This window comes from Brumimicrobium mesophilum (assembly GCF_003025005.1).
Taxonomy (GTDB): domain Bacteria; phylum Bacteroidota; class Bacteroidia; order Flavobacteriales_D; family Crocinitomicaceae; genus Brumimicrobium; species Brumimicrobium mesophilum.
In genome coordinates this window covers 31,452-53,888 of record NZ_PVSS01000016.1, presented here as the reverse complement: position 1 = coordinate 53,888, position 22,437 = coordinate 31,452, and the positions used below count along the sequence as shown (strand labels likewise).

At 31.1% G+C, this 22,437-nt stretch carries 23 protein-coding genes; all 23 read left to right on the top strand.

Features of this window, described 5'->3' with window-relative positions:
* The 23 genes from C6368_RS15135 to C6368_RS15025 all read left to right on the top strand — a co-directional run bounded on the left by C6368_RS15135 (position 1) and on the right by C6368_RS15025 (position 22,095).
* On the top strand, positions 1 to 1,233 hold the full coding sequence (locus C6368_RS15135) for an EpsG family protein (protein ID WP_107040069.1): 1,233 nt from the start codon (positions 1 to 3) through the stop codon (positions 1,231 to 1,233).
* Positions 1,234 to 1,969: 736 nt separating this feature from the next.
* The gene (locus tag C6368_RS15130) at positions 1,970 to 3,058 is read left to right on the top strand and encodes an MBOAT family O-acyltransferase (RefSeq protein WP_199851657.1); all 1,089 of its coding nucleotides are present in this window, start codon (positions 1,970 to 1,972) and stop codon (positions 3,056 to 3,058) included.
* 2 nt (positions 3,059 to 3,060) lie between these two features.
* Positions 3,061 to 3,996, top strand: coding sequence for a hypothetical protein (locus C6368_RS15125; RefSeq protein ID WP_107040067.1), 936 nt, complete (start codon positions 3,061 to 3,063; stop codon positions 3,994 to 3,996).
* A gap of 247 nt (positions 3,997 to 4,243) precedes the next feature.
* Positions 4,244 to 5,350, top strand: a complete 1,107-nt coding sequence (locus C6368_RS15120) for a hypothetical protein (RefSeq protein ID WP_107040066.1) — start codon at positions 4,244 to 4,246, stop codon at positions 5,348 to 5,350.
* Positions 5,351 to 5,362: 12 nt separating this feature from the next.
* Positions 5,363 to 6,478 (top strand): hypothetical protein, encoded by a 1,116-nt coding sequence (locus C6368_RS15115; RefSeq protein ID WP_107040065.1) that lies wholly within the window; start codon positions 5,363 to 5,365, stop codon positions 6,476 to 6,478.
* A 36-nt stretch (positions 6,479 to 6,514) separates the two neighbouring features.
* Positions 6,515 to 7,579 (top strand): glycosyltransferase, encoded by a 1,065-nt coding sequence (locus tag C6368_RS15110; protein WP_159038630.1) that lies wholly within the window; start codon positions 6,515 to 6,517, stop codon positions 7,577 to 7,579.
* Positions 7,580 to 7,582: 3 nt separating this feature from the next.
* Positions 7,583 to 8,527, top strand: coding sequence for a hypothetical protein (locus tag C6368_RS15105; RefSeq protein WP_107040063.1), 945 nt, complete (start codon positions 7,583 to 7,585; stop codon positions 8,525 to 8,527).
* The gene (locus C6368_RS15100) at positions 8,524 to 9,663 is read left to right on the top strand and encodes a glycosyltransferase family 4 protein (protein WP_107040062.1); all 1,140 of its coding nucleotides are present in this window, start codon (positions 8,524 to 8,526) and stop codon (positions 9,661 to 9,663) included. The genes C6368_RS15105 and C6368_RS15100 overlap by 4 nt, the downstream gene beginning before the upstream one ends.
* Before the next feature lie 145 nt (positions 9,664 to 9,808).
* Positions 9,809 to 10,870 (top strand): ketoacyl-ACP synthase III, encoded by a 1,062-nt coding sequence (locus C6368_RS15095; protein WP_107040061.1) that lies wholly within the window; start codon positions 9,809 to 9,811, stop codon positions 10,868 to 10,870.
* A 23-nt stretch (positions 10,871 to 10,893) separates the two neighbouring features.
* Positions 10,894 to 11,124: an acyl carrier protein gene (locus tag C6368_RS15090; RefSeq protein WP_107040104.1), complete on the top strand. Its 231-nt coding sequence runs from the start codon at positions 10,894 to 10,896 to the stop codon at positions 11,122 to 11,124.
* 26 nt (positions 11,125 to 11,150) lie between these two features.
* A complete protein-coding gene (locus C6368_RS15085; RefSeq protein WP_107040060.1) occupies positions 11,151 to 12,209 on the top strand; it encodes a 3-oxoacyl-ACP synthase III family protein in 1,059 nt (352 codons plus the stop codon).
* Positions 12,210 to 12,989: an SDR family NAD(P)-dependent oxidoreductase gene (locus C6368_RS15080; protein ID WP_107040059.1), complete on the top strand. Its 780-nt coding sequence runs from the start codon at positions 12,210 to 12,212 to the stop codon at positions 12,987 to 12,989.
* A 34-nt stretch (positions 12,990 to 13,023) separates the two neighbouring features.
* A complete protein-coding gene (locus tag C6368_RS15075) occupies positions 13,024 to 13,773 on the top strand; it encodes an SDR family NAD(P)-dependent oxidoreductase (protein ID WP_107040058.1) in 750 nt (249 codons plus the stop codon).
* Positions 13,774 to 13,843: 70 nt separating this feature from the next.
* A complete protein-coding gene (locus C6368_RS15070; protein ID WP_159038629.1) occupies positions 13,844 to 14,467 on the top strand; it encodes a PglD-related sugar-binding protein in 624 nt (207 codons plus the stop codon).
* 49 nt (positions 14,468 to 14,516) lie between these two features.
* Positions 14,517 to 14,858, top strand: a complete 342-nt coding sequence (locus C6368_RS15065) for a holo-ACP synthase (protein ID WP_107040056.1) — start codon at positions 14,517 to 14,519, stop codon at positions 14,856 to 14,858.
* A 41-nt stretch (positions 14,859 to 14,899) separates the two neighbouring features.
* Positions 14,900 to 15,625 (top strand): sugar transferase, encoded by a 726-nt coding sequence (locus C6368_RS15060; protein WP_107040055.1) that lies wholly within the window; start codon positions 14,900 to 14,902, stop codon positions 15,623 to 15,625.
* 11 nt (positions 15,626 to 15,636) lie between these two features.
* Positions 15,637 to 16,383, top strand: coding sequence for a YdcF family protein (locus C6368_RS15055; protein ID WP_159038628.1), 747 nt, complete (start codon positions 15,637 to 15,639; stop codon positions 16,381 to 16,383).
* Between the two features lie 141 nt (positions 16,384 to 16,524).
* On the top strand, positions 16,525 to 17,673 hold the full coding sequence (locus C6368_RS15050) for a LegC family aminotransferase (protein ID WP_107040053.1): 1,149 nt from the start codon (positions 16,525 to 16,527) through the stop codon (positions 17,671 to 17,673).
* Between the two features lie 234 nt (positions 17,674 to 17,907).
* Positions 17,908 to 18,990, top strand: a complete 1,083-nt coding sequence (locus tag C6368_RS15045; protein WP_107040052.1) for a DegT/DnrJ/EryC1/StrS family aminotransferase — start codon at positions 17,908 to 17,910, stop codon at positions 18,988 to 18,990.
* Positions 18,991 to 18,992: 2 nt separating this feature from the next.
* On the top strand, positions 18,993 to 20,192 hold the full coding sequence (locus C6368_RS15040; protein ID WP_107040051.1) for an ATP-grasp domain-containing protein: 1,200 nt from the start codon (positions 18,993 to 18,995) through the stop codon (positions 20,190 to 20,192).
* Positions 20,193 to 20,208: 16 nt separating this feature from the next.
* Positions 20,209 to 20,883: an LbetaH domain-containing protein gene (locus C6368_RS15035; RefSeq protein WP_107040050.1), complete on the top strand. Its 675-nt coding sequence runs from the start codon at positions 20,209 to 20,211 to the stop codon at positions 20,881 to 20,883.
* 5 nt (positions 20,884 to 20,888) lie between these two features.
* Complete coding sequence (locus C6368_RS15030; protein WP_107040049.1) at positions 20,889 to 21,365, top strand: DapH/DapD/GlmU-related protein; 477 nt, start codon at positions 20,889 to 20,891, stop codon at positions 21,363 to 21,365.
* 295 nt (positions 21,366 to 21,660) lie between these two features.
* On the top strand, positions 21,661 to 22,095 hold the full coding sequence (locus C6368_RS15025; protein WP_107040048.1) for a GNAT family N-acetyltransferase: 435 nt from the start codon (positions 21,661 to 21,663) through the stop codon (positions 22,093 to 22,095).
* Positions 22,096 to 22,437: the final 342 nt, after the last annotated feature.

The window sequence follows — 22,437 nt, the reverse complement described above, 5'->3', positions numbered from 1 at the left end:
ATGGCTAAATTTGATAAGAAGTCTTTTCTTTTAATGTGGTTGGTAAACCCAATGATTAGCGCTATATATTTATTTAAAAATTTCAAGCAAAACACAAATATATTCCCTTACTTACTGTTATCGATATTTTTCGGAATTTCGTTCATTGTTTCTACAGCTGGTGGAGATTCACAAGCCTATGCTTTAGAATTAGAGGAATATAGAATAAAAAATGTTACACTCGTAGAGCTTTTTGAAGGTTTCTATTCGGCTGGAAGTACAACAATTGATATTTACCAACCATTAGTGACCTGGTTGGTTAGCCAATTTACCGGTAATTCAAAGGTACTATTTGGAGTTTATTCACTAGTATTTGGTTTTTTTCTATTCAAATCTCTAATAATAGTTCGGAGTCATTTAAATATTAAACTAAAAGGGCTTGCATTATTGGTATTCATCCTTCTGGCCCTTATGAATCCACTTTGGAGTATTAATGGTGTTCGAATGTGGACTGCTGTTGCCGCATTCTTCTATGGAATGGTTTCATTACATTTAGATAAATCTAAGGCTTCATGGGTTTATTTGGCCTTGCCTATGTTAATACATTTCTCAATGTTTATGCCCTTCGCTATATATTTAGCTTACAGATTTATTCCTTACAAGAATATGTCTGTACTTATGGCATTGTATGTGGTTACATTTTTCCTGGGAGAATTAAATCTAGATATATTTAAAAAATATTTTTTACTTCTACCAGGGTTTATGCAATCTAGAGAAGGATATCTAAGTGACGAATATGTGGATGTAATTAATATGAAGGCTGAGGCGAAATCATTTTTCTATAAGACTGCCGCACTTGCATTGAAATGGAGTATATTCGGGGTAGCATCTCTAATTTATTTCTATACTATTTATAAAAACAAAATTAAGGATAGGTTTATGAATGAGTTCTTTCACATGGCCTTGATTTTTATGTCCTTTAGCAACTTGGTACAGGTTGTTCCTTCTGGAGGAAGATTCCTAATTTTATCAAATTTGATTTTATTGACAGCTTTTCTATTCTTTTTAAATAAAAACATTTGGATGCATCCAATATTGAGATCCTTCCTTAAGCTTTCGACCCTTTTAGTCATTATTCTAAGAATTCGTGAAGGAATAGAACATTTTGGAATATTCCTTTTCATTGGTTCTCCTTTTACGAACTGGTTCATTATAGATACCACTCTAATTGAAGTACTTAAGTCTATATTTTAAAATGAGGTAATATTGACGAATTGATATAATATTTTATTGATTATTTTTTAAGATAATACAAATTTATGAATCTTTGAATTTCAATAATCTTATCTTGACTGTTTAATTTATGTAGAAATAAAAGTGGAATTTGCTAATAGAATCGAATAATGCTATAGAAATAGCAGATATCGAACTTTTTTAGTAACCTTACCATTTGACATAGGAATAAAACCTAATAACATTATTACTATAAAAATTCAATCAAGAATGATCAGAAGTTAAATTAGAAATAACTTTTCGCAATGTTAAAAATAACCTTTATCACAAAAAAAAGATTATTTATTCACATTTTAGCAAATACATAATACAAGATTTATACACTTTTTTCTTATATGCCATCATATATCACCTAAAACAAATCATATAAATGCTTTTTAACTCATTAATTTTCTTAATCTTCTTTCCGACGGTGGTGCTGATTTATTTTTTGCTGCCACATCGATTTAGATGGATATTTTTGTTAATAGCTAGTTACTTTTTCTACATGAATTGGGAGCCAGTTTATGCGTTATTAATAAGTTTCTCGATTTTAAGTACATGGACGTGCGGTTATTTACTTGATAAGACGAACAATGTCCTCAGGCGTAAAACCTACCTAACCATTAGTATTCTTGCAAATTTCGGAATCCTGTTTATATTCAAGTATTATAATTTCATTAATGAAACAGTTTTTTCCACTCTAGAGTATTTTAATATGAGATGGGAAGTTCCGAACCTAGATATACTTCTACCAGTGGGGATTTCATTTTACACTTTCCAAGCAGTTGGATACACAATAGATGTATACCGAAAAGATATAAAGTCTGAAAAACACATTGGTATCTACGCAATGTTTGTTACATTTTTCCCTCAATTAGTTGCTGGTCCAATTGAGCGCTCAGGAAATCTATTACCTCAATTTAGGGAAGAGAAAAAACTTACTGCTGCAAATCTATCAGCAGGTTTTAAAATGGTTTTATGGGGCTTTTTTCTAAAAATTGTATTAGCAGACAATTTAGGTATGTATGTAGATGCCGCTTTTAATAATGTAGAAAATCACGGTGGAACTACTCATGCCTTGGCTTCATTTCTTTTTGCTTTTCAAATTTATGGAGATTTTGCAGGGTATTCATTGATAGCTATTGGTGTTTCGAAGATGATGAGTTTTACACTCATGACCAATTTTAGACGACCTTATTATGCAACAAGCATTACCACATTTTGGAGTAGGTGGCATATTTCATTATCAACTTGGTTCAAGGATTATTTATATATCCCATTAGGAGGAAATAGAAAATCAAAAGCGAGAACTTATTTCAATTTATTTCTAACTTTTTTTGTAAGCGGTATCTGGCATGGCGCAAATTTCACTTTTATAATTTGGGGTGCTTTACACGGCCTATATATCGTTATTGAGAAAGCATTGGGTTTAGGTAGAAAGAAAGAAAAGAACAAATTATCCTTTAATGTTTTAATCAATATCGTAATTACTTTTATTCTTGTTGATTTAGCTTGGATATTTTTTAGAGCTAGTAGTTTAACTGAAGCTTGGGAAATTATCACTAGAATATTTACTGATTTTGGTTCTCAATTATTTATTAAATGGGATATATTCTTTATTGCAGCAGTATCTATGATGATTTTGTTTTTCAAAGAATTTACGGATGAATTCTATCCCAAAAAGTTTGAATTACTCAACAATAAGAATTTATATGTTAGAGTATTCTCCATGGCATTATTGCTTTGTATAATTATTTTGTTGGGCGTTTTCGACTCAGATAAGTTTATTTACTTCCAATTTTAGATATGAAAAAACTAAACAAAAAATTTCTGTATAAGGTTTTTCTATTTATTGCAATAGTCTTTTGCGTTGATTATGCTTCAGGTATAGTTTTTGGAAAATTATATAAAACGGCTAAATCAGGAGTTGCATTTCAAGAAAACTATATTATGAATAAAACCAGCCAAGAATTATTGATTTTTGGATCTTCTAGGGCTGCCTATCATTATATACCTGCAATATTAAAAGACACTTTAGGAATTTCAACATATAATTGTGGGAGAGAAGGAACAGGTATTTATTATCACTATGGCGTTTTACTCAGTACATTAGAAAGATATACGCCAAAAGTTATTTTCCTAGATATTGATTACAGGGATATTTATGTTGGGGAAGGAATCTTTGGCGTAGATGCACTGAAAGAACATGCTCCATTTTACCATTCAGTTTCACCAGAATTTGACTCACTTTTATCGTTAACTGGAGAAAAGGAGGTTTTTAAATTAAATTCTAATTTATATAAATATAGCTCCAAAAGCTTTAAGATTTTAACAGGAAATTTAATTCAAGGTCGCGATAACAAACAAGGATTTAGAGTTCTTACAGGAAATTGGAATAAAACTATTGATTCTTTAGATGCCGAAAAGTTGGCTGTGGACGAAAAAAAAATAGAAACCCTTCAAAAGTTTATTGATAAAGCCAAAACAAATAACATTAAATTTGTTTTCACAGTGTCTCCATATTTTAAGATCACCCCAGAAAATTTGTACAAGCCTTTAATAGAACTTGCTAAAAAAAATGATATTCAAGTATTAAATCATCTGCAAGATCAAAGATTCTTAAGTGATAAATCAATGTTTAATGATGAGCTTCATCTAAACAAACAAGGAGCTCAACTGTACTCCAGAATGATCGCTTCTGAAGCATACAGTATTCTAAACAACACATTAATAGATAGATAAATTAAACACAATATTCAGGACCTATAAATTTATAAAAGTTGGTTTTTAGCCTTTTAAACTAAATAAAAAGGATTGTAAAACTTTAAACTAAAACATAAAAGGATCACAGTAAATCGAAAAAGAAATATTATTTATTAAGGACAAAAATTGTTTTAATTTTCATAATTAAAGAATCAGAATAAAGTCAATCGTGAATATTATTCATAATTTTATCATCTCATATTCCAAATTTTAAAAAGTATCAATCATGCTCTCGTTAAAAGAAAAAACAGCAAAAAACTATATAAACTTCCGCGGTTGGTCAACCAAAAGAAAAATAGTAGTTATAGAATCAGATGATTGGGGAAGTGTTAGAATGGCGGATCAGAGTGTATACAATGAATTACATGAAAAATATCCACAAATTACCAAACATAGATATCTGGTTTATGATGGTTTAGAACGAAAAAGAGATTTAGAAAGCTTATTTGAAATGCTAACTAAACACAAGGATTCTAAAGGTAAACCACCTGTTGTTACGGCATTATCTTTAACATCAAACCCAGATTTTAAGAAAATAAGAGAGACCGACAATTATCATTCTGAAACAATTAAAGAAACTTATGATCGATATGATGAAACTGATCTATTGAGTTTTTGGAAGGAAGAGGGAATAAAAAACAATTTATTGTATCCCCAATTTCATGGTAAAGAACATCTATTTCCTGAAAGATATTTCAAAAGAGTGAAAGATTCGAATGATTTAGAACATGTTGGATTTAACCACGACTCTGTATTTGGAGTTGATAATTTTACGAGAGAGAAAAATTTCCTCGCTGCTTTCGAATATCATAATGAAAGTGACAAAAAGTTAATTGAAAAAAGAACTGCCGAAGGATTAAAAGAATTTAAAGAAATTTTTGGATTCAATTCTATATCATTTTGTCCTTCGCAATCAGTTTACGGAAATCATCTTTTTGATGTATTGAAGAACAATGGAGTATTAGCAATTCAAGCTGGTCAGCAGTTTTACCCAGAAGACATGAAACTCAAGAAAAAGAATCATTTATGGGGAGATAAAACTAAAAATGGGATAGTATTTTGGAGACGTAACTGTACTTTTGAACCAGGTAGAAGCAAAAACTCAGATTATGTAGACAAATGTTTAAAAGAGATTGAAATTGCCTTTCGTTGGGGAAAACCTGCTGTTATTAATAGCCATAGAATTAATTACACAAGCAGAATTACAACTGATTTGAGAGATAGAACATTAAATGATTTAAACAACATGTTGACCACAATAATTAAAAAATGGCCAGAAGTTGAATTTATGAATAGTGAACAATTGGCAAAAACATTACTTGAAGATAAGTAACCGAAAAGGATAATGAAACAAACTGTAAAGAAACACCTCATTAATCTTCGTGGTAGTAGAATCAATAAAAAAATTGTTGTCTTTGAATCCGATGATTGGGGATCCATCAGAATACCAAACGATACTATAAAGCAAGAATTATTAGAAGAGGGATTGATAAGATCTAAAGATGCCTTTTCAAAATTCGATACTTTAGAGACATCTGATGATTTCACATCTCTGTTTGATGTTCTTAAAAGTTTTAAAGACAAAAATGGAAATAATCCTGTAATTACGGCCAATATCATTTTAAATAACCCGGACTTCAATACAATAAAAGAAACTAATTTTGAAGAGTACCATAGTGAACCTTTTTACAAAACATATCTAAGTTACCCAGGAAGTGAAAATGCTTTTGAAACATTGAAAAGTGGAATTAATCAGAATTTAATTACTCCTCAGTTTCATGGCAAAGAACACCTAAATGTTGTGCGATGGATGGATTTTCTTAAAGCCGGTGATCAACGCTATCATTTTGCATTCGAAAGAGGATGTTTTTCTATTGACGAAAAAAGCGCTCAAAATAGAAGAGGAAATTTAATGGCTGCCTATGATTATGAAAACGATTCTGAACTCGATTATGTAAAAAGGAGCATAAGAGAGGGACTCAAGCAGTTTGAAGAAATATTTGGAATCAAATCAAAGACAACTGTAGCGCCATGTTATGTTTGGGATGAACATGTGGAAAAAACTTTCCTTGCAGAAAATGTTCAAGGTCTACAGAGTTCTTACCAACAAAACATTCCATCACCTGGAGCGGCGTTCAAAAAGAGATATCCTTATTCAGGACAAAAGAATAAATTAGGACAACTTTATTTTGTTCGTAATAGTTTATTCGAACCTAGCATTAATGCAAACATTGATTGGGTTGAAAAATGTATGGAAAGTATAGCAATTGCTTTCAAATGGGGGAAACCAGCAATAATTGGTACACATAGAATAAATTTCTGTGGAAGATTAGACATTAATCAAAGAAATAAAAATCTAGAGGACCTTAAGCTTCTATTGACTAAAATGCTTAAAAAATGGCCTGAAATTGAATTTATGGATAGTCCAACCATTTCGGATTTTTATAATGCCAATCAATAAGTAACTTAAAAAATTAACAGTAAAAAAAACTTTTTTTTGAAAAACATTATACTTGTTTCACCCAAGTTAGGAATAGGTGGTATACAAAGAGCACTTACTAACATTGCCAATTGGTTTGCTGAAAATGATTTTCAGGTTACTTTCATCTCATGCAAAAATGAAGAGGTCTTTTATGATTTGGATAAAAGAGTCGAAGTCATAGTTCCCAGTAAAAAACATCCTGGTAAGGGAGGAAATATAGTTTCACACTATTTATATATCATCAAATTTTTACGAAAAGAATTTAAAAAACACAGTGCTGAAAATATAATATCGTTTGGCGATACATTCAATCCTTTGGTATTAATTGCGGGTCTTAGGTTGAAAAAGAAAATTCATATTTCAGATAGGACAAGTCCAGATTATAAGTTTAAATCTTATGTGAAGATCTTAAAAAAGAACACCTATCCCCTTTCCACTACATTTATTGCTCAAACAACAAGAGCAGCGAAATGGAATGAAGAGAAATTTGGAAAAAAATTGAACATAAAAACAATTCCAAATCCAGCCAGGAAAGTGCAGGTTCAGGATATTGGAAAAAAGAATATTGTTTTATACGTTGGAAGATTCGCATGGGAAAAAGCCCCAGATAGATTAATTAAATCTTTTGCGAAATTAGAAAATCGCCAAGGATTTAAACTAAGGATGTGTGGGGATGGACCATTGCTAGCCAAAATGCAACAACTTGCTATAGATTTGAAAATTGCAGATGAAGTAGAATTTCTTGGAAGAGTAAATAATGTAGATTTTCATTTATCGGAAGCAAGTATTTACGTTCTACCTTCTGTACTGGAAGGGTTTCCAAATGCATTATGCGAGGCAATGTCCGCAGGCTTACCTTCAATTTGTTTTGATACAATTCCTTTTGAGGATTTGGGAATTCCAAATGAAGACTTCTTAGTTGCTGAAGAAAATTCTAAAAACAATCTTGAATTTTGTATTCAAAAGTTAATAGATTCGAAAGAAGTAAGAACTAAAATTGGTAATTCAGCTTTAAAAATAAATGATACACTAGATAATGATATCATTTGCCAAAAATTTGCAGATTTAATTGCACCCTAACTTATGAATGTTCTATTAAGTTTTTACTACTCGTTGCCCAAGTTAGAAAATAGATTTCTAATTTATAAAGCATTTATTAGAGGAATAGCCAAAGTAATTAAATTATATTTAGACTGGTGGTATCCCATTTTTCTGAATAAGAAAGGTAGTAAGCCAAGTCTGAATGAAAACTCAGGAAAACCAGAAAATGAAAAGGTAATTGCTAGTTTAACAAGCTTCCCTGCCAGAATAAAATACACTTTCATTAGCATTGAATGCTTACTTCGCCAAAGTGTTAAACCAGATAGAATAATTTTATGGTTAGCAGAAGAACAATTCCCTAATAAAACAAGTGATCTCCCGGAAAACCTAGTGAAATTAACTGATCGAGGATTAGAAATCAAGTTTTGTGAAGACCTCAGATCTCATAAAAAGTATTATTACAGTTTATCCAACAATCCAAAAAACAAAGTAATTATGTTTGACGATGATCTTTATTATCATAAGGATATTGTTAAGCACCTCATTGAACACTCCAAAAAGCATCCGAAGTATATAACTGCATCACGTGTTCATAAAATGAAGTTTAAAGATGCAGAATTATTACCTTATAGAAATTGGACCCATAATTACCAAACTAATGAACCCGGCTTAAATCTGCTTCACACTAGTGGAAACGGTACATTAATACCAACAAAAGAAATATTAGATGATATACTATTTGACAAATCACTGATTTTAGATTTGTCTCCAAATTCAGATGATGTATGGTGGAAAATAAACCTAATTCGATTGGGGATAAAGGTTTCTGTTTTTAACAAATACAATAGAGATCCAGTTACCGTTAAATCAACTCATCAAAATTCACTAGTTAGTTCTAATACGTTCAAAGGGGGAAAAGATTTGCAAATTAAAAATACTGCAAATCACTTTGGTATTAAATTTAAAAAAGACAAACACTCATTATGAAAAAACTAATCATTGGAATAACGGCCGAGGGTTCTGTAAATTTATTGCTAGGCCAATTAAAGCATTTTAAATCATTAGGTTACAAAACCTATGTAATGGGACCATTAAGTGATCGATCTGCAGCATTTTGTAAAAACGAAGGTTGCGAACACTTGATTATAAATATTGAAAGAGAAATTTCACCTATCAAAGATTTTAAAACATTATTACAAATTAGGAAGATTTTCAAAGAAGTTCAACCGGATATTATCAATTTTGGAACTCCGAAGGTTTCATTGCTAGGAATGATAGCAGGTGCAATGGTTGGTGTCAAAAAGAGAATTTATACATGTAGAGGATTTAGATTTGAACATGAAACTGGTGTAAAAAGAAGAATCCTGATAAGTATGGAGAAGATAACCTCTTCCCTAGCCCATAAAGTGATTTGTATAAGTAATTCCGTATTAGAATTAGGATTAAAAAACAACATATTCAAAAAAGAGAAAACGATTATTACACATAAAGGAAGTAGTAATGGCGTGAACCTTGATTTATTTAACCCTGATATTAAAAAATATCAAGATGTTAAGGACAGTCTTATCAAAGAATATAATTTAGAAGACGCTTTTGTTTTTGGATTCTTAGGAAGAATAGTTGACAGGAAAGGAATCAATGAATTGTACGAGGTATTTTCTAAAATTTACAACTCAAATCCGAAGACCAAATTATTTATAGTTGGTCCATTCGAAATGACACAAATTAAAGACAAAACGTTAGTTGATAAAATCAATAATCATCCAGGAATAATTAATTACGGTAGAATTCTCCAGGATGAAGTTCCCCCATTCATGATGATTATGGATGTATTTGTTCTTCCAGCTTGGTGGGAAGGATTCGGAAATGTTTTGGTTCAGGCTTCTGCTATGGGGGTACCAGTAATTTCAACCACAGGAACCGGAACAGTTGATGCTGTTTCAAACGGATATAATGGCATTCTAATCCCTGTTAAAGATGAAGTTAAGCTTCAAGAAGCCATGGAAAGCATGCTTAATAACGAAAATCAAAGAATAACTTATAGTCAAAATGGACCAATTTGGGCCAAAAACTTTAACAGAGAAACCATTTGGGAACAATTGGACCATGTTTATAAGAACTAAATATTTTTGATATTACTAAAAATAATCTTGGATTATCTCCAAATCTACGTTACAGAAAATCAAATTGTTGACATTGTTTAATCAGTTCGTTGATTCTTACTAATATTACGACTTTTTTATTACTTTTGATTTATAATTATTTCGAATGGCCTTTCAACACTTCAAAAATATAAAAATACAAGGTTTTGCAGCCTGTGTACCTAAAAACATAGAGTCTAATGAAAATCTTGAACTTTTAGGTAATCCTGATCAAATTAAGAATTTTATAAAATCGACTGGAATAAAGCAACGTCATACTGTAACTGGAACTTCCATTAGAACTTCTGATATGTGCCTGGCTTCCGCTGAAAAGTTAATTGAAGAATTAAATTGGGATAAATCAGAAATTGACTGTCTTATATTTGTCTCTCAAACAGGAGATTATATTTTCCCAGCAACATCATGCATATTACAAAATAAATTAGGCCTTTCAAATGATTGTTTCACACTTGATATCTCATTGGGATGTTCAGGATGGATTCATGGAATGGCAACCATTGCTGGATTAATTCAAAATGGTGGTTTTAAAAAAGGGATTTTATTAGTTGGAGATACTTCAACGATGACTAAGTCTCCTTACGATAAAAGTTCGTATCCTTTATTTGGAGATGCAGGTACTGCCACAGCCATTGAATATGTTAATGGAGCCGATGGAATTAAGGTGCATACTTCTACGGATGGAAAAGGCCATGAAGCCATAATTATTCCAGATGGCGGTTTTAGAAATTTTTATTCTAAAGATTCTGAAACCTACTCTGTAGATGAAGATGGTAATAAAAGAAACAGACTTCAAACATTTATGGATGGCGCTGCAGTTTTTACTTTTGGAATTACCAAAGCTCCTAGAAGTGTAATGGGTTTAGCGAAGGAATATAATATTAACTTGGATGAAGTTGACCAGTTTGTATTTCACCAAGCGAATAAATTTATGCTGGAAAAAATTGTAAGAAAACTTAAAATTCCTAGCGAAAAAGTTCCTTATTCATTAAACGAGTATGGAAATACATCTTGTTCATCAATACCTTTAACAATTGTATCAAGGTTATCTGAACAAGTCAAAAATGAAAAATTAAAGATAATGACATGCGCTTTTGGTGTAGGACTATCATGGGGTTCAATTTATTTTGAAACCACTGACATAGTGTGCCCGAAAGTGATTATGATTTAAAACAACAACATAAAAACAAAAATATGGAATCAAAATTTATTGAATTATTCAAGGAAGTATTAGAAAAGGAAGAGCAAGAAATGAACTTAAGCGATAAGTTTAGAGAATATGAAGAGTGGGATTCTTTAGCTTTTTTATCAACAATTGCCATGCTAGACGAAGAATATGAAATTATCATTGATACTGATGAATTCAAAAAGATCGAGACAGTTGGTGAACTATTAGATGAAGTAAAAGCACGTTTATCTAAGTAATTTTCAAAAATTAAATACAAGCAGTTATGGCTTTTCAAACAATTCCAAACGTTAAAATTTCTGGTATCACGGCATGTGTGCCTAAGAATATTGAAAAAAATATTGAATCTATAGCCTTTACGAATAGAGAAGATGCAGAAAAATTCATAAAAAGTACTGGAATAATTGAAAAAAGAGTATCATCAAGTGAAATCACAAGTGCTGACCTTTGTTTCCACGCTGCCGAAGATTTAATTGCTAATTTAAATTGGAATAAAGAGGAAATAGATTGTTTAATATTTATTACCCAAACACCTGATTATGTCGTTCCGGCCACATCATGTGTATTACAACACAGGTTAGGTTTGTCTAAAGAATGTCATGCTTTTGACATCTCTCTAGGTTGTTCTGCTTGGACTTATGGATTATCAATAATGGGTTCCCTAGTTTCAACTGGTAATTTCAAGAAAGCACTATTGCTGGTAGGTGAAACAACAACTAAAACGAAATCAAAAACGGACAGATCTACTTATCCACTTTTCGGAGATGCAGGTTCAGCAACAGCAATTGAATTCGATCAAGGAGGTGTTGGCTTTAAGATTCATTCAGGAACTGATGGATCTAAATTTGAAGCTATTCATATACCTGATGGAGGTTTTAGAAATCCAACAAATCTTCAATCTTTAGAGACAATAAAAATTGATGAGGGAATTGTAAGAAATAAATTGCAATACATAATGGACGGAGCAGCAGTATTTACCTTTACTATTTCTGCTATACCAAAAAGTATAGCAAAATTAATGAAGGAAAATGGATTAGAAAATGAAAATATCGACTATCTAATTCTGCATCAAGCCAATAAAATGATTGTAGATAAAGTGAGTAAAAAAGTAAAATTCGAAGAAGATAGAGTTCCTACTTCATATGAAAGCTTTGGAAACACTTCATGTGCATCCATTCCTTTAACTATGGTTCATAAAATTAGAACTCAACTCTCTGAAAAGAAGTTGAATTTAATTGCTTGTGGTTTTGGTAGTGGCCTTTCTTGGGCTTCAGTTTACTTTGAAACAGATAAAATCGTATGTTCTAACTTAATAGAAATATAGATGGACAGATTTAACCTAATCAATAAAAACATAGTTATCACAGGAGCGTCTTCTGGTTTAGGAAGAGATTGTGCAATAGAATGTGCCAAGATGGGTGCTACACTTATAATTCTTGGTAGAAACAACGACAGGCTTTCGGAAGTTTATGATGAATTAAACAAACATTCAAAGGAAAACACAAGGGATAAACATCTAAAGTATAGTCTTGATTTATTAGATAATATAGATCAATTATCAAGTATAATTAGTGATGCTGTTCAAAAAGTTGGTAAAATTAACGGGTTAGTTCATGCTGCTGGTATTGAGAAAACCCTACCTATTAGAGCATTAAAAGAGTCTGATTATGCTGATATGTACAAACTAAATGTCATCAGCGGATTTGAATTAGCCAAAATTGTTTCTAAAAAGAAAAATGTCGCAGACCACAGTAGTTTTGTATTTATTTCCTCAATTACAGCTGTTATAGGTAGACCAGGAGTTGTAAGTTATGCTGCGTCTAAAGGAGCTTTATTAGCTGGTGCCAAATCTATGGCTCTTGAACTGGCTCCAAAAAACATTACAGTAAATTGTATTTCTCCAGGTACTATCTTAACTCCAATGATGGTAAAATATCTTGATTCACTAAATGATGAGGAGAAATTAAAAAGACAGGAAGGTTTTCCTTTGGGGTTAGGAGAACCTAAAGACGTTTCGAATCTTTGTATTTTCCTATTGTCAGATTCATCCAAATGGATAACTGGCCAAAACTATATTATTGATGGAGGTTATACTTCCAGATAGAATTATCTATAAATAAAATTAAACGACTATTTTAATGAGTATAAATCCTTTTACACTTAAAGATAAATCCATTTTTGTGACTGGTTCGTCTGCTGGAATTGGAAAAGAAATAGCTTTTAGTTGTTCAAATATGGATGCTAATATGATAATTACTGGACGAAACAGTCAAAGATTAGAAGATACTTTTAATGATCTTAAAACAAATTCTAATAATCAGTTCATAGTTGCAGATCTAAAAAGTAATGAAGATATTGAAAAGCTTGTAGATAGATTACCACTATTGGATGGAATTGTTTTAAATGCTGGTATTGTAAAAACTGTACCCGTAGCATTCATTAAAAAAGAACAAATTCAAGAGGTTTTTGACGTTAATTTTACTTCTTCGGTAGTTCTAATTCAGAAATTACTTCGTAAAAAAAAGATAAAAAAAGGAGCTTCAATTTGTTTTATTTCCTCAGTAGCTTCAAACTATGTTAACCTTGGTAATTCATTATATTCTGCTTCAAAAGGAGCAGTAAATTCATTCACTAAGTCTTTAGCTTTGGAATTGTCTTCAAAACAAATACGTGTGAATGCAATCCTTCCCGGTTTTATTCAAACAAGTATTTTAGAGAATAGTGGAATAGATCAAGATTCTATAAAGGAGCATCTAAATAATTATCCAATGGGTAGATTTGGTAAACCAGAAGACATAGCAAACGGAGTAATATATTTAATGTCAGATGCTTCCACTTGGACAACAGGTAGTTTATTAACTATTGACGGAGGATACTCTATTAAGTAATTTAATTCAAGCCAAAAATGGGGCTTGATTAGAAAAAACAAAATTAGTTTCAAATAATACGATGAGAAATTTGATAATATTAGGTGGTGGTGCCTTTGCTAGAGAAATTTACGATTTAGCTAAATATTGCTACGGTAATGATGAAGATTTTAATTTAAAAGGATTCATAAGCGAAAAAGAAGATAAGATTGAATTTGATGGTTATGCTCCAATAATTAATACGATAACTGATTATAAAATAGAAAAAGGAGATGTATTTTTCTGTGGTATTGGCAACGTCAAAATAAGAAAGAAATGCGTTAAAATGATTCTTGAAAAAGGAGGCGAATTTATCAATCTAATCCATCCAAATACTGTAATTTCTCCAAGTGTTAAGTTGGGAACTGGTATTGGTATTAAGGCCTATTGTGTAATAGCTAGTGATGCAATTATTGAGGACTACGCATTTATACAAAGCTCTGTAATTATGGGGCACGATGTTAGAATTGGTAAATACTCTCAAATCAACTCTTTTTCCTTTTTTGCTGGAAAATCTGAAGTTAAAGAAATGGTTTTAGTTGGTGCTCACTCCAAATTTATTCAAGGGGCAATTGCTGAAGATTCCTCAACAATTGGAATGGGAAGTCTAATTATCAGAAAAGTTAAAAAAAACACAACGGTTTTTGGATCACCTGCCAAGGTTGTTGAGTTCTAATTTTAATATAGATAGAGCGTTTTTATAATATGAACTATTCAATACATATATGATAGGCATCGACATAGAACATATATCAAGATTCAAAAAATTATTTGATCATAAAAACAGACTACTTCAAAAAATGTTCAATTCATCTGAGTGGGAATATGCAATTTCCAAAGCCAACCCATCTCAAACTCTAACTGGTATTTGGTGTGCTAAGGAAGCAGTAGTTAAGGCAACATTCTCAATTGAAGAGATTTTTATTAAGGATATAACAATCGCGCATAAATCATCAGGTGCTCCTTATGCGAACTTTAAAAGTGAAAGTATAAATTGTGAATCAATAAAAATAAGTATTTCTCATGCTAAAGATTATGCCACAGCTGTTGCGATTGTGTTAATTTAGCGACGAATTTAAAATTATAGTGTTAAAATAATTTCATACAAATGAGTAACAAAAAGAATTCAATTTTCTATTCTTTCATCAAAAGATCTTTTGATTTCATAGTCTCTTTATTAGGGTTATTGGTTATCTCACCTTTATTTTTAGTTATTATTGTCCTTCTTAAATTTAATGGAGAAGGCGAGGTTTTCTATTTACAAGAACGTTTAGGTCGCAAAAATAAGCCTTTTTTCATATACAAGTTTGCTACGATGTTAAAAGACAGTGCAAACATTGGAAACAAAACCCTAACAGTTAGAAATGATCCCAGAATAACCAAAGTGGGTAAGTTTTTAAGAATGACTAAAATCAACGAATTACCACAAATTCTTAATGTAATTAAAGGTGATATGGCATTGGTTGGACCCAGACCTTTATTACTGAGAAGTTTTCAAAATTATACTCCAGAAGTTCAATCTATAATTTATAAAAACAGACCTGGAATTACTGGCATTGGTTCACTGATTTTTAGAGATGAAGAATTACTGGTTACGAAATACAGAGATTTAGGAAAAGACCCGAAAGAATATTACAGAAAGTATATTTTCCCTTATAAAGGAGCTTTAGAGCAGTGGTATTATAAAAATTGCTCAATAACAGTAGATTTTAAAATTCTATTTTTGACCTTTTGGTCTCTCGTAAATAAAGATTCTCAATTGGTTTTTAGAAGCTTGAAAAACTTACCTAAAAAACCAGCATCTTTGACCGTTTCAGGAGTGAGTAAATTATAAAATCAAAACAAGTGATTGACTTTTTAAAGGGTATTCCAGACGTAAGTTTATATTTCCTAACTTGGGGTTCAATAGCATTATGGTACCGAAAAAAACCATTTAAATATTTTAAAGCATATCTTATAACTGGTATAGTTTTATTCTTACTTTCTTCTACAACTTACTTACCCAAAATATTGATTAATTCCATTGAAAGCAAGTACAACCCTATAGAATTTAGTGAACTTGATTCTTCACAAGTATATCATATACTTGTATTAGGAGCAGGTTCCACAACAGATCCTAGGCTTCCCTCTACAATGAATATTAGTTCAGAAGCTTTAAAACGATTAATTGAGGGAATAAGAGTTTATACACATTTAAATAATTCAATTTTAGTAACTTCGGCATACTCAGCTGAAGGAGACAAGAGTTTAGCTAGGCTTAGTAAAGAAGCTGCCATCTCGCTTGGCGTAAATGAGAAGCAGGTAAAAATGTTAGAAACGCCAACAACAACCCTTGAAGAAGCGAACGCCTTTAAAGACACTTTTGGAACAAATAAAAAAATAATCCTTGTTACTAGTGCCCTTCATATGCCAAGAGCAATTGAAATTTTTAAGGATAAAGGATTAGATGTTATTGCTGCCCCAGCAGACTATCTATATAAAGATGGTCAAAGAAACAGAATTTCATTTCCTTCTTCAAACTCCATAGAATTAATGAATGCCTATCATATAACCGTACTCAAGAAATGGTATTATAAAATATTCAAAAAGTAAACAATGCTATTCCTTTCAATAGATTCACAAAAAATAGCTAATTTCGACCTCTTTAACAGATGAAAAAGGGCTAAATTTGAGCTTTTACTCTGATCTCAGCTAATTAACAGCATAAATAGATATTAAACTAATAAACTAAAAATGATCCCATTATCAATTCCAAAAATCGAAGGAAACGAATCGAAATACGTCCTTGATTGTTTACAAACTGGTTGGATTTCTTCAGCTGGTAGTTATGTTAACCAATTCGAAGAAATGGTGGCTAATTATGCAGGTGCCAAATATGGTGTGGCTTGCATGAATGGTACAGTAGGACTTCACATCGCACAAATACTTCTAGGAGTAAATGAAAATGACCATGTAATAGCACCAAACATTACATTTATTGCAACCCTGAATGCAATAAAATATACTGGAGCGCAACCGATTCTAATTGATGTGGACGCTGATAATTGGCAAATGGACCTCAACTTATTGGAGAAATATCTTCAAGAAAACACAGAAATTAAAACTTCCAATAATGGTACGTTTAGTTTTGACAAGTCTACAGGTAATAGAGTTCGCGCTATAATGCCAGTTCATGTTCTTGGTAATATTGGTGATATGAATAGAATGCTAGAGATAGCCGAAAAACACCATTTAGCTATTATCGAAGACAGTACTGAAGCATTAGGAAGTACTTATAATGGAAAACACTCAGGAAGTTTTGGGGAAATCGGAGTTTTCAGTTTTAATGGGAATAAAATCATCTCCACAGGTGGAGGTGGTGTGATTGTTACAAATGATGAAGAAATCGCTAAACAAGCACGTCACCTTACAACCCAAGCAAAAGTGAGTGCGATGGATTACATCCACGACGAAATTGGTTACAATTATCGCTTGGTAAATGTATTGGCGGCAATTGGAGTTGCGCAAATGGAAACTTTCGATGAAACTTTAGAAGCGAAGAAAGCAATGGATGCATTCTACCGCGAACAATTAGAAGGTATTGGAGATATCAAATTCCAAGCAATTCCAGAAGGAACAAATCCGAACTGTTGGCTATTTACGTTTAGTACTTCTCGCATGCGTGATTTATTAGAATATCTAAATAAAAACGGAGTTCAATCAAGACCATTTTGGATGCCTATGAACCAATTGGCGATGTTTAAGGATGATATCTACTTTAATGAAAAAGATGTTTCTTCAACAGTTTATGAGAATAGTATAAGTATTCCTAGCTCTGCTGGAATCACAAGAGAACAATTGGAAACTGTTGTAGAAACGATTAAAGAATTCTTTAGGAATTAATTTACTGACATTTCCAATGTATAAATAACAGAATCAAAATTCCGTTTAAATAAAGTGGTTAAAAATATAGAAGGTAAAAACTATATTTCTAACCATTTTTTTTTGTTTAAAACAATAAAAAATTCGAACTTAGAAAAACTTATTTATTATTGTTACAAATTATTATTCTTACCTTTATTGGAATTAAAATAAATCTTGGAATTATTTTTTTGAAGCTTTAAAAAACAGAAAACTATGATACCCATAACCAAACCCTTTCTTCCACCTCTCGAAGATTATAACGAATACCTCCAGGGAGTTTGGCAACGTCAATGGTTGACAAACATGGGGCCGTTAGCCTCCGATTTGGAAATGAAATTAAAAGATCATTTAAATCTAAAACACTTATTATTTGTTACAAATGGAACCATAGCTTTGCAGATAGCAATTAAGGCTTTAGAATTAAAAGATGAAATTATCACAACTCCTTTTTCATTTGTTGCTACTACTAGCAGTATTGTTTGGGAAGGTTGCACACCAGTTTTCGTTGATATAGATGAAAACTCTTTAAATATTGATGCTTCTAAAATAGAAGCTGCAATTACTGATAGAACAACAGCAATTCTAGCAACCCATGTTTATGGGAATCCTTGTGATGTTTTAGAAATTGAAAAAATTGCTGCAAAACATAATTTAAAAGTGATTTACGATGGTGCTCATGCTTTTGGAGTGCAGGTTCATGGAAAATCAATATTTGAATATGGAGATATTAGTATTTGTAGTTTGCATGCAACAAAATTGTATCACTCAACCGAAGGAGGACTAATTATCACAAAAGATCCTGAACTTTTGAAAAAAATTGCCTTTATGAGGAATTTTGGTTTTTCAGGAACAGAGTCTTTTGCCGAATTAGGAATTAATGGTAAAAACTCTGAATTCCATGCCGCTATGGGATTAGCTAATATGAAATATATAAAATCCATCCATAAAAAAAGAAGAGAACTTACAGAATTATATGATGAAAAATTAGAAAACGTTAAAGCATTTAAACCTAAATGGCAAAATGGTGCGAATTTAAATTATGCCTATTATCCTATTGTATTTGAAAGTGAAACTTTAATGTTAAAAATTAAAGAAAATCTAGAAAAACAAGATATATTTACGCGAAGATATTTTTATCCAGCTCTATCAAATGTACTACCGTATACTAAGTCCATTGGAATGCCGATTACAGATGACATTTCAAAAAGAGTTTTATGTCTCCCCCTTTTCTATGACCTTACTTTCGAGGAAGTTGGATTAATAAGTAGATTAATATTAAGAATCCAAAATAATTAATTATGAAAAAACTATTGTTACTTGGAGGATTAAGATATCTTATTCCAGTAATAAAATCAGCGCAAAAAATGGGAATTCATGTAATCACTTGTGATAACTTGCCTGAAAACATTGCTCATTCTCATTCTGATGAGTTCCATAATATTAGCATTCTAGATAAAGATGCTATTTTACATTTGGCTCAAAAGTTAAAAATAGATGGAATTATGTCTTTTGCCGTTGATCCTGGAGTAACAACTGCTGCATACGTTTCCGAAAAATACAATTTACCTTCTGCTGGCCCGTATGAATCAATAAAAATCCTTCAAAACAAAGGTTTGTTTAGACGGTTTTTAGAAAATCATAACTTTAACGTTCCTAAATCTCAAACTTATACAAATGCCAAAGATGCAATTAATAACCTTGATTATTTTGAATTTCCAGTAATTGTAAAGCCAGTAGATTCCGCAGGAAGTAAAGGTGTCAAGAAAGTGGAAAATCAGGATGAATTAATAGATGCAATTGAAAATGCACTCTCTTTTTCACCTACAAAAACATTTATTATTGAAGACTTTTTAGAAGGAAAAAGCTTCTCTTCAGACTCCGATTGTTTTTCTATTAACGGTGATTTATGTTATGTCTCATTCTCTAATCAGCGGTTTGATTCCAATTCACCAAATCCTTATACACCCGCTGCATATAGTTGGCCTTCTTCTATGGCTGAAGAAAGTCAATCATTTTTAAAATTAGAACTTCAAAGATTAATTAGCCTATTAAACATGAAATCTTCCATCTATAATATTGAAGTTAGAGAAGCCACAAATGGAAAACAATATATAATGGAAGTATCCCCAAGAGGTGGAGGTAACAGACTTTCTGAAGTTTTAAAAATGTCTACAGGAACTGATCTTATATCACTTTCTATAAAGGCGGCTTTGGGAGAAGAAATCATCGATGTGAATCACCCAATTTATAATGGAAATTGGGCTGAAATTATACTCTATAGTTATCAAATAGGAGTTTTCAAAGAATTAAGTATTGATAATTCCCTTAAAAATAACATTCAAGAAGTGGACCTTTGGATAAAAGAAGGAGATAAAGTTAATGCATTTACTGGTGCTAATGAAGCAATAGGCACATTGGTGTTAAAGTTTAAAACAAGGAAGGAATTGGAGAAAGTAATGTCAAATTACACAAAATTTATTAAGGTTATTTTAGAATAATTACAAAGGTAAAAAAATGATTGAAGGAACTAAATACATAATTATTGGAGGTAAAGGAACTGCAGTCAATATTGCCGAAGGAATTTGGGATGCACAAAATAACCATAACGCTAAAGTAGAATTCTTAGGTTTTGCTTTCGATGACGAAGATTTTGGGGATGAAATAAATGGCTTTCCTATATTATGCAAAACTAATTCTTTGTATGAAAAATATAAAAAATATAAAGATGTGAAATTTATATTTCAAATGAACAACCCTTTAAAGATGCCTGAAAGAGAGGCTCTTATAAAAAGTTATAATATTCCAACAGAGAAATGGGGTAACTTCATTCACCCTTCCGCTTTTATTTCTAAAAGTGTTAACATGGGTTTTGGTAATGTTATTTTTGTAAATTGCGCTATTCATTCGAATGTATCAATTGGTAACCATTGTACATTTTTAGCCCAAACGACAATTGGACACGACACTGTAATCAAGAACCATGTTTTTACTGCAACACATGTTTGCATAGGAAGCTCAGTTAATATGGAAAAAAATATATTTTTAGGGCAAAAATCTGCCGTTAAAAATAACATTTCTATTGCTGAAAATAGTTTAGTTGGATTAGGGGCTAACCTTGTTAAAGATATTAAAGAGTCAAATAAAATAATAGTAGGAAGCCCAGCTTCAGCAAAAAGTAACATTAAATAAATAATATGATATCAAAGTACGCAAAAATTGGAAAAAACGTTGAAATTGGAAATTACATCGTAATTGAAGACGGAGTTGAAATTGGAGATGGAACAGTTATTAAAAACTATGTTGAATTACGTAAGAACACCATCATTGGTAAAAACTGTTATATCGATTCTAGAGTTTCTACTTCTGGAGAATGTAAGATAGGAGATAACGTTACCTTACGCTATGATACAATAATTGCCAGAGGTTGCGAAATTGGTGACAACACATATGTTTGTCCAAGAGTTATGACAAATAATCTAGACTCAGGTAAAGAATCAATTGGTGGTGCAAAGATTGGAAAAAATTGTTTTATCGGTACAAATTCAGTTCTTCATCATGGAATAACAATTGGTGATAATTCCGTAACTGGAAGTATGGCTTTTGTTAATAAAAATATTCCATTTAATGAAATTTGGTTAGGTAGTCCAGCTAAATTTTTCAAGAAAAAATAATCCAACTAGTATTGTTTTAATCATTGTAGGAATACAATTATATAAAAATAGTACTTAAAAGCTGTAAATATAAAATTTCACCAACTCATATAAATAATTAAAAAAATAGTAATACTTGTAAAACGCAATTCATACAAAGAATGCTTAAATTCTATTATGATTGATTAATGAAAAAGTTTGAGAAATTAAAAAACTGACTTTGTTTGAGAAAATTTCACAAGATACTTGGTCTTAACCGATTCTCATTTATTAGTATTAAAGGCGAAATGAATATTAATGTAAGTATAGAAAAGTGATGATTAAGCTTGATACAACCACAGAAGAAGATATCATTGAGTATTTAACCAAAATGAACCAACACTTCATTCCTAATTTAGATGAAAGAGTAAATATTAAGGCATATTCAAAAAAGATTTTTGAACATGCTTATAGAATAGAATATTTTCACGAAAATATATTAAGTGGTTTATTAGCATTTTACATAAACGACAGTTGTAACTTTTCATTTATTACAACAATTAGCGTCAGCCCTATTTCACAAAAACAAGGTGTTGCACAGAAATTATTAGACAAGTTGTTTTTTCTATGTAGCACATATACTAGTATTCATCAGATAAAATTAGAAGTTTCCAGTAGAAATTTAAACGCAATAAAATTTTATAAAAAAAATAATTTTGTAAATATTGATTGCAAAAACCAAATTCAATTAATGTCCAAAAGTATAATTTAAAATTAATGGTATTACCACTCATTTCAATATGTAGAGATACATTATGAAACGAGCCTTATATTTATTAATGTATATTAGTTTTAATAAATCAAATTATCAACTCAAAAGAATAGCTGAATTCGGGGAAATCTATGGTAACTGATAGCTTTTTACTTAAAAGTGACCTATTAAATATAAAAGAAGTACATGGGATGAAAGATGATTTTTCGGTAGTTTATATTATGAGATCTAAGTATCAACTAAGAGCCAATAATGGTGATATCCTTTCAATGACAACAATTAATTATTAAGCTATAGAAGGTTAATAGTTGTTTACATTAACCATATTTTTATAGATTACAA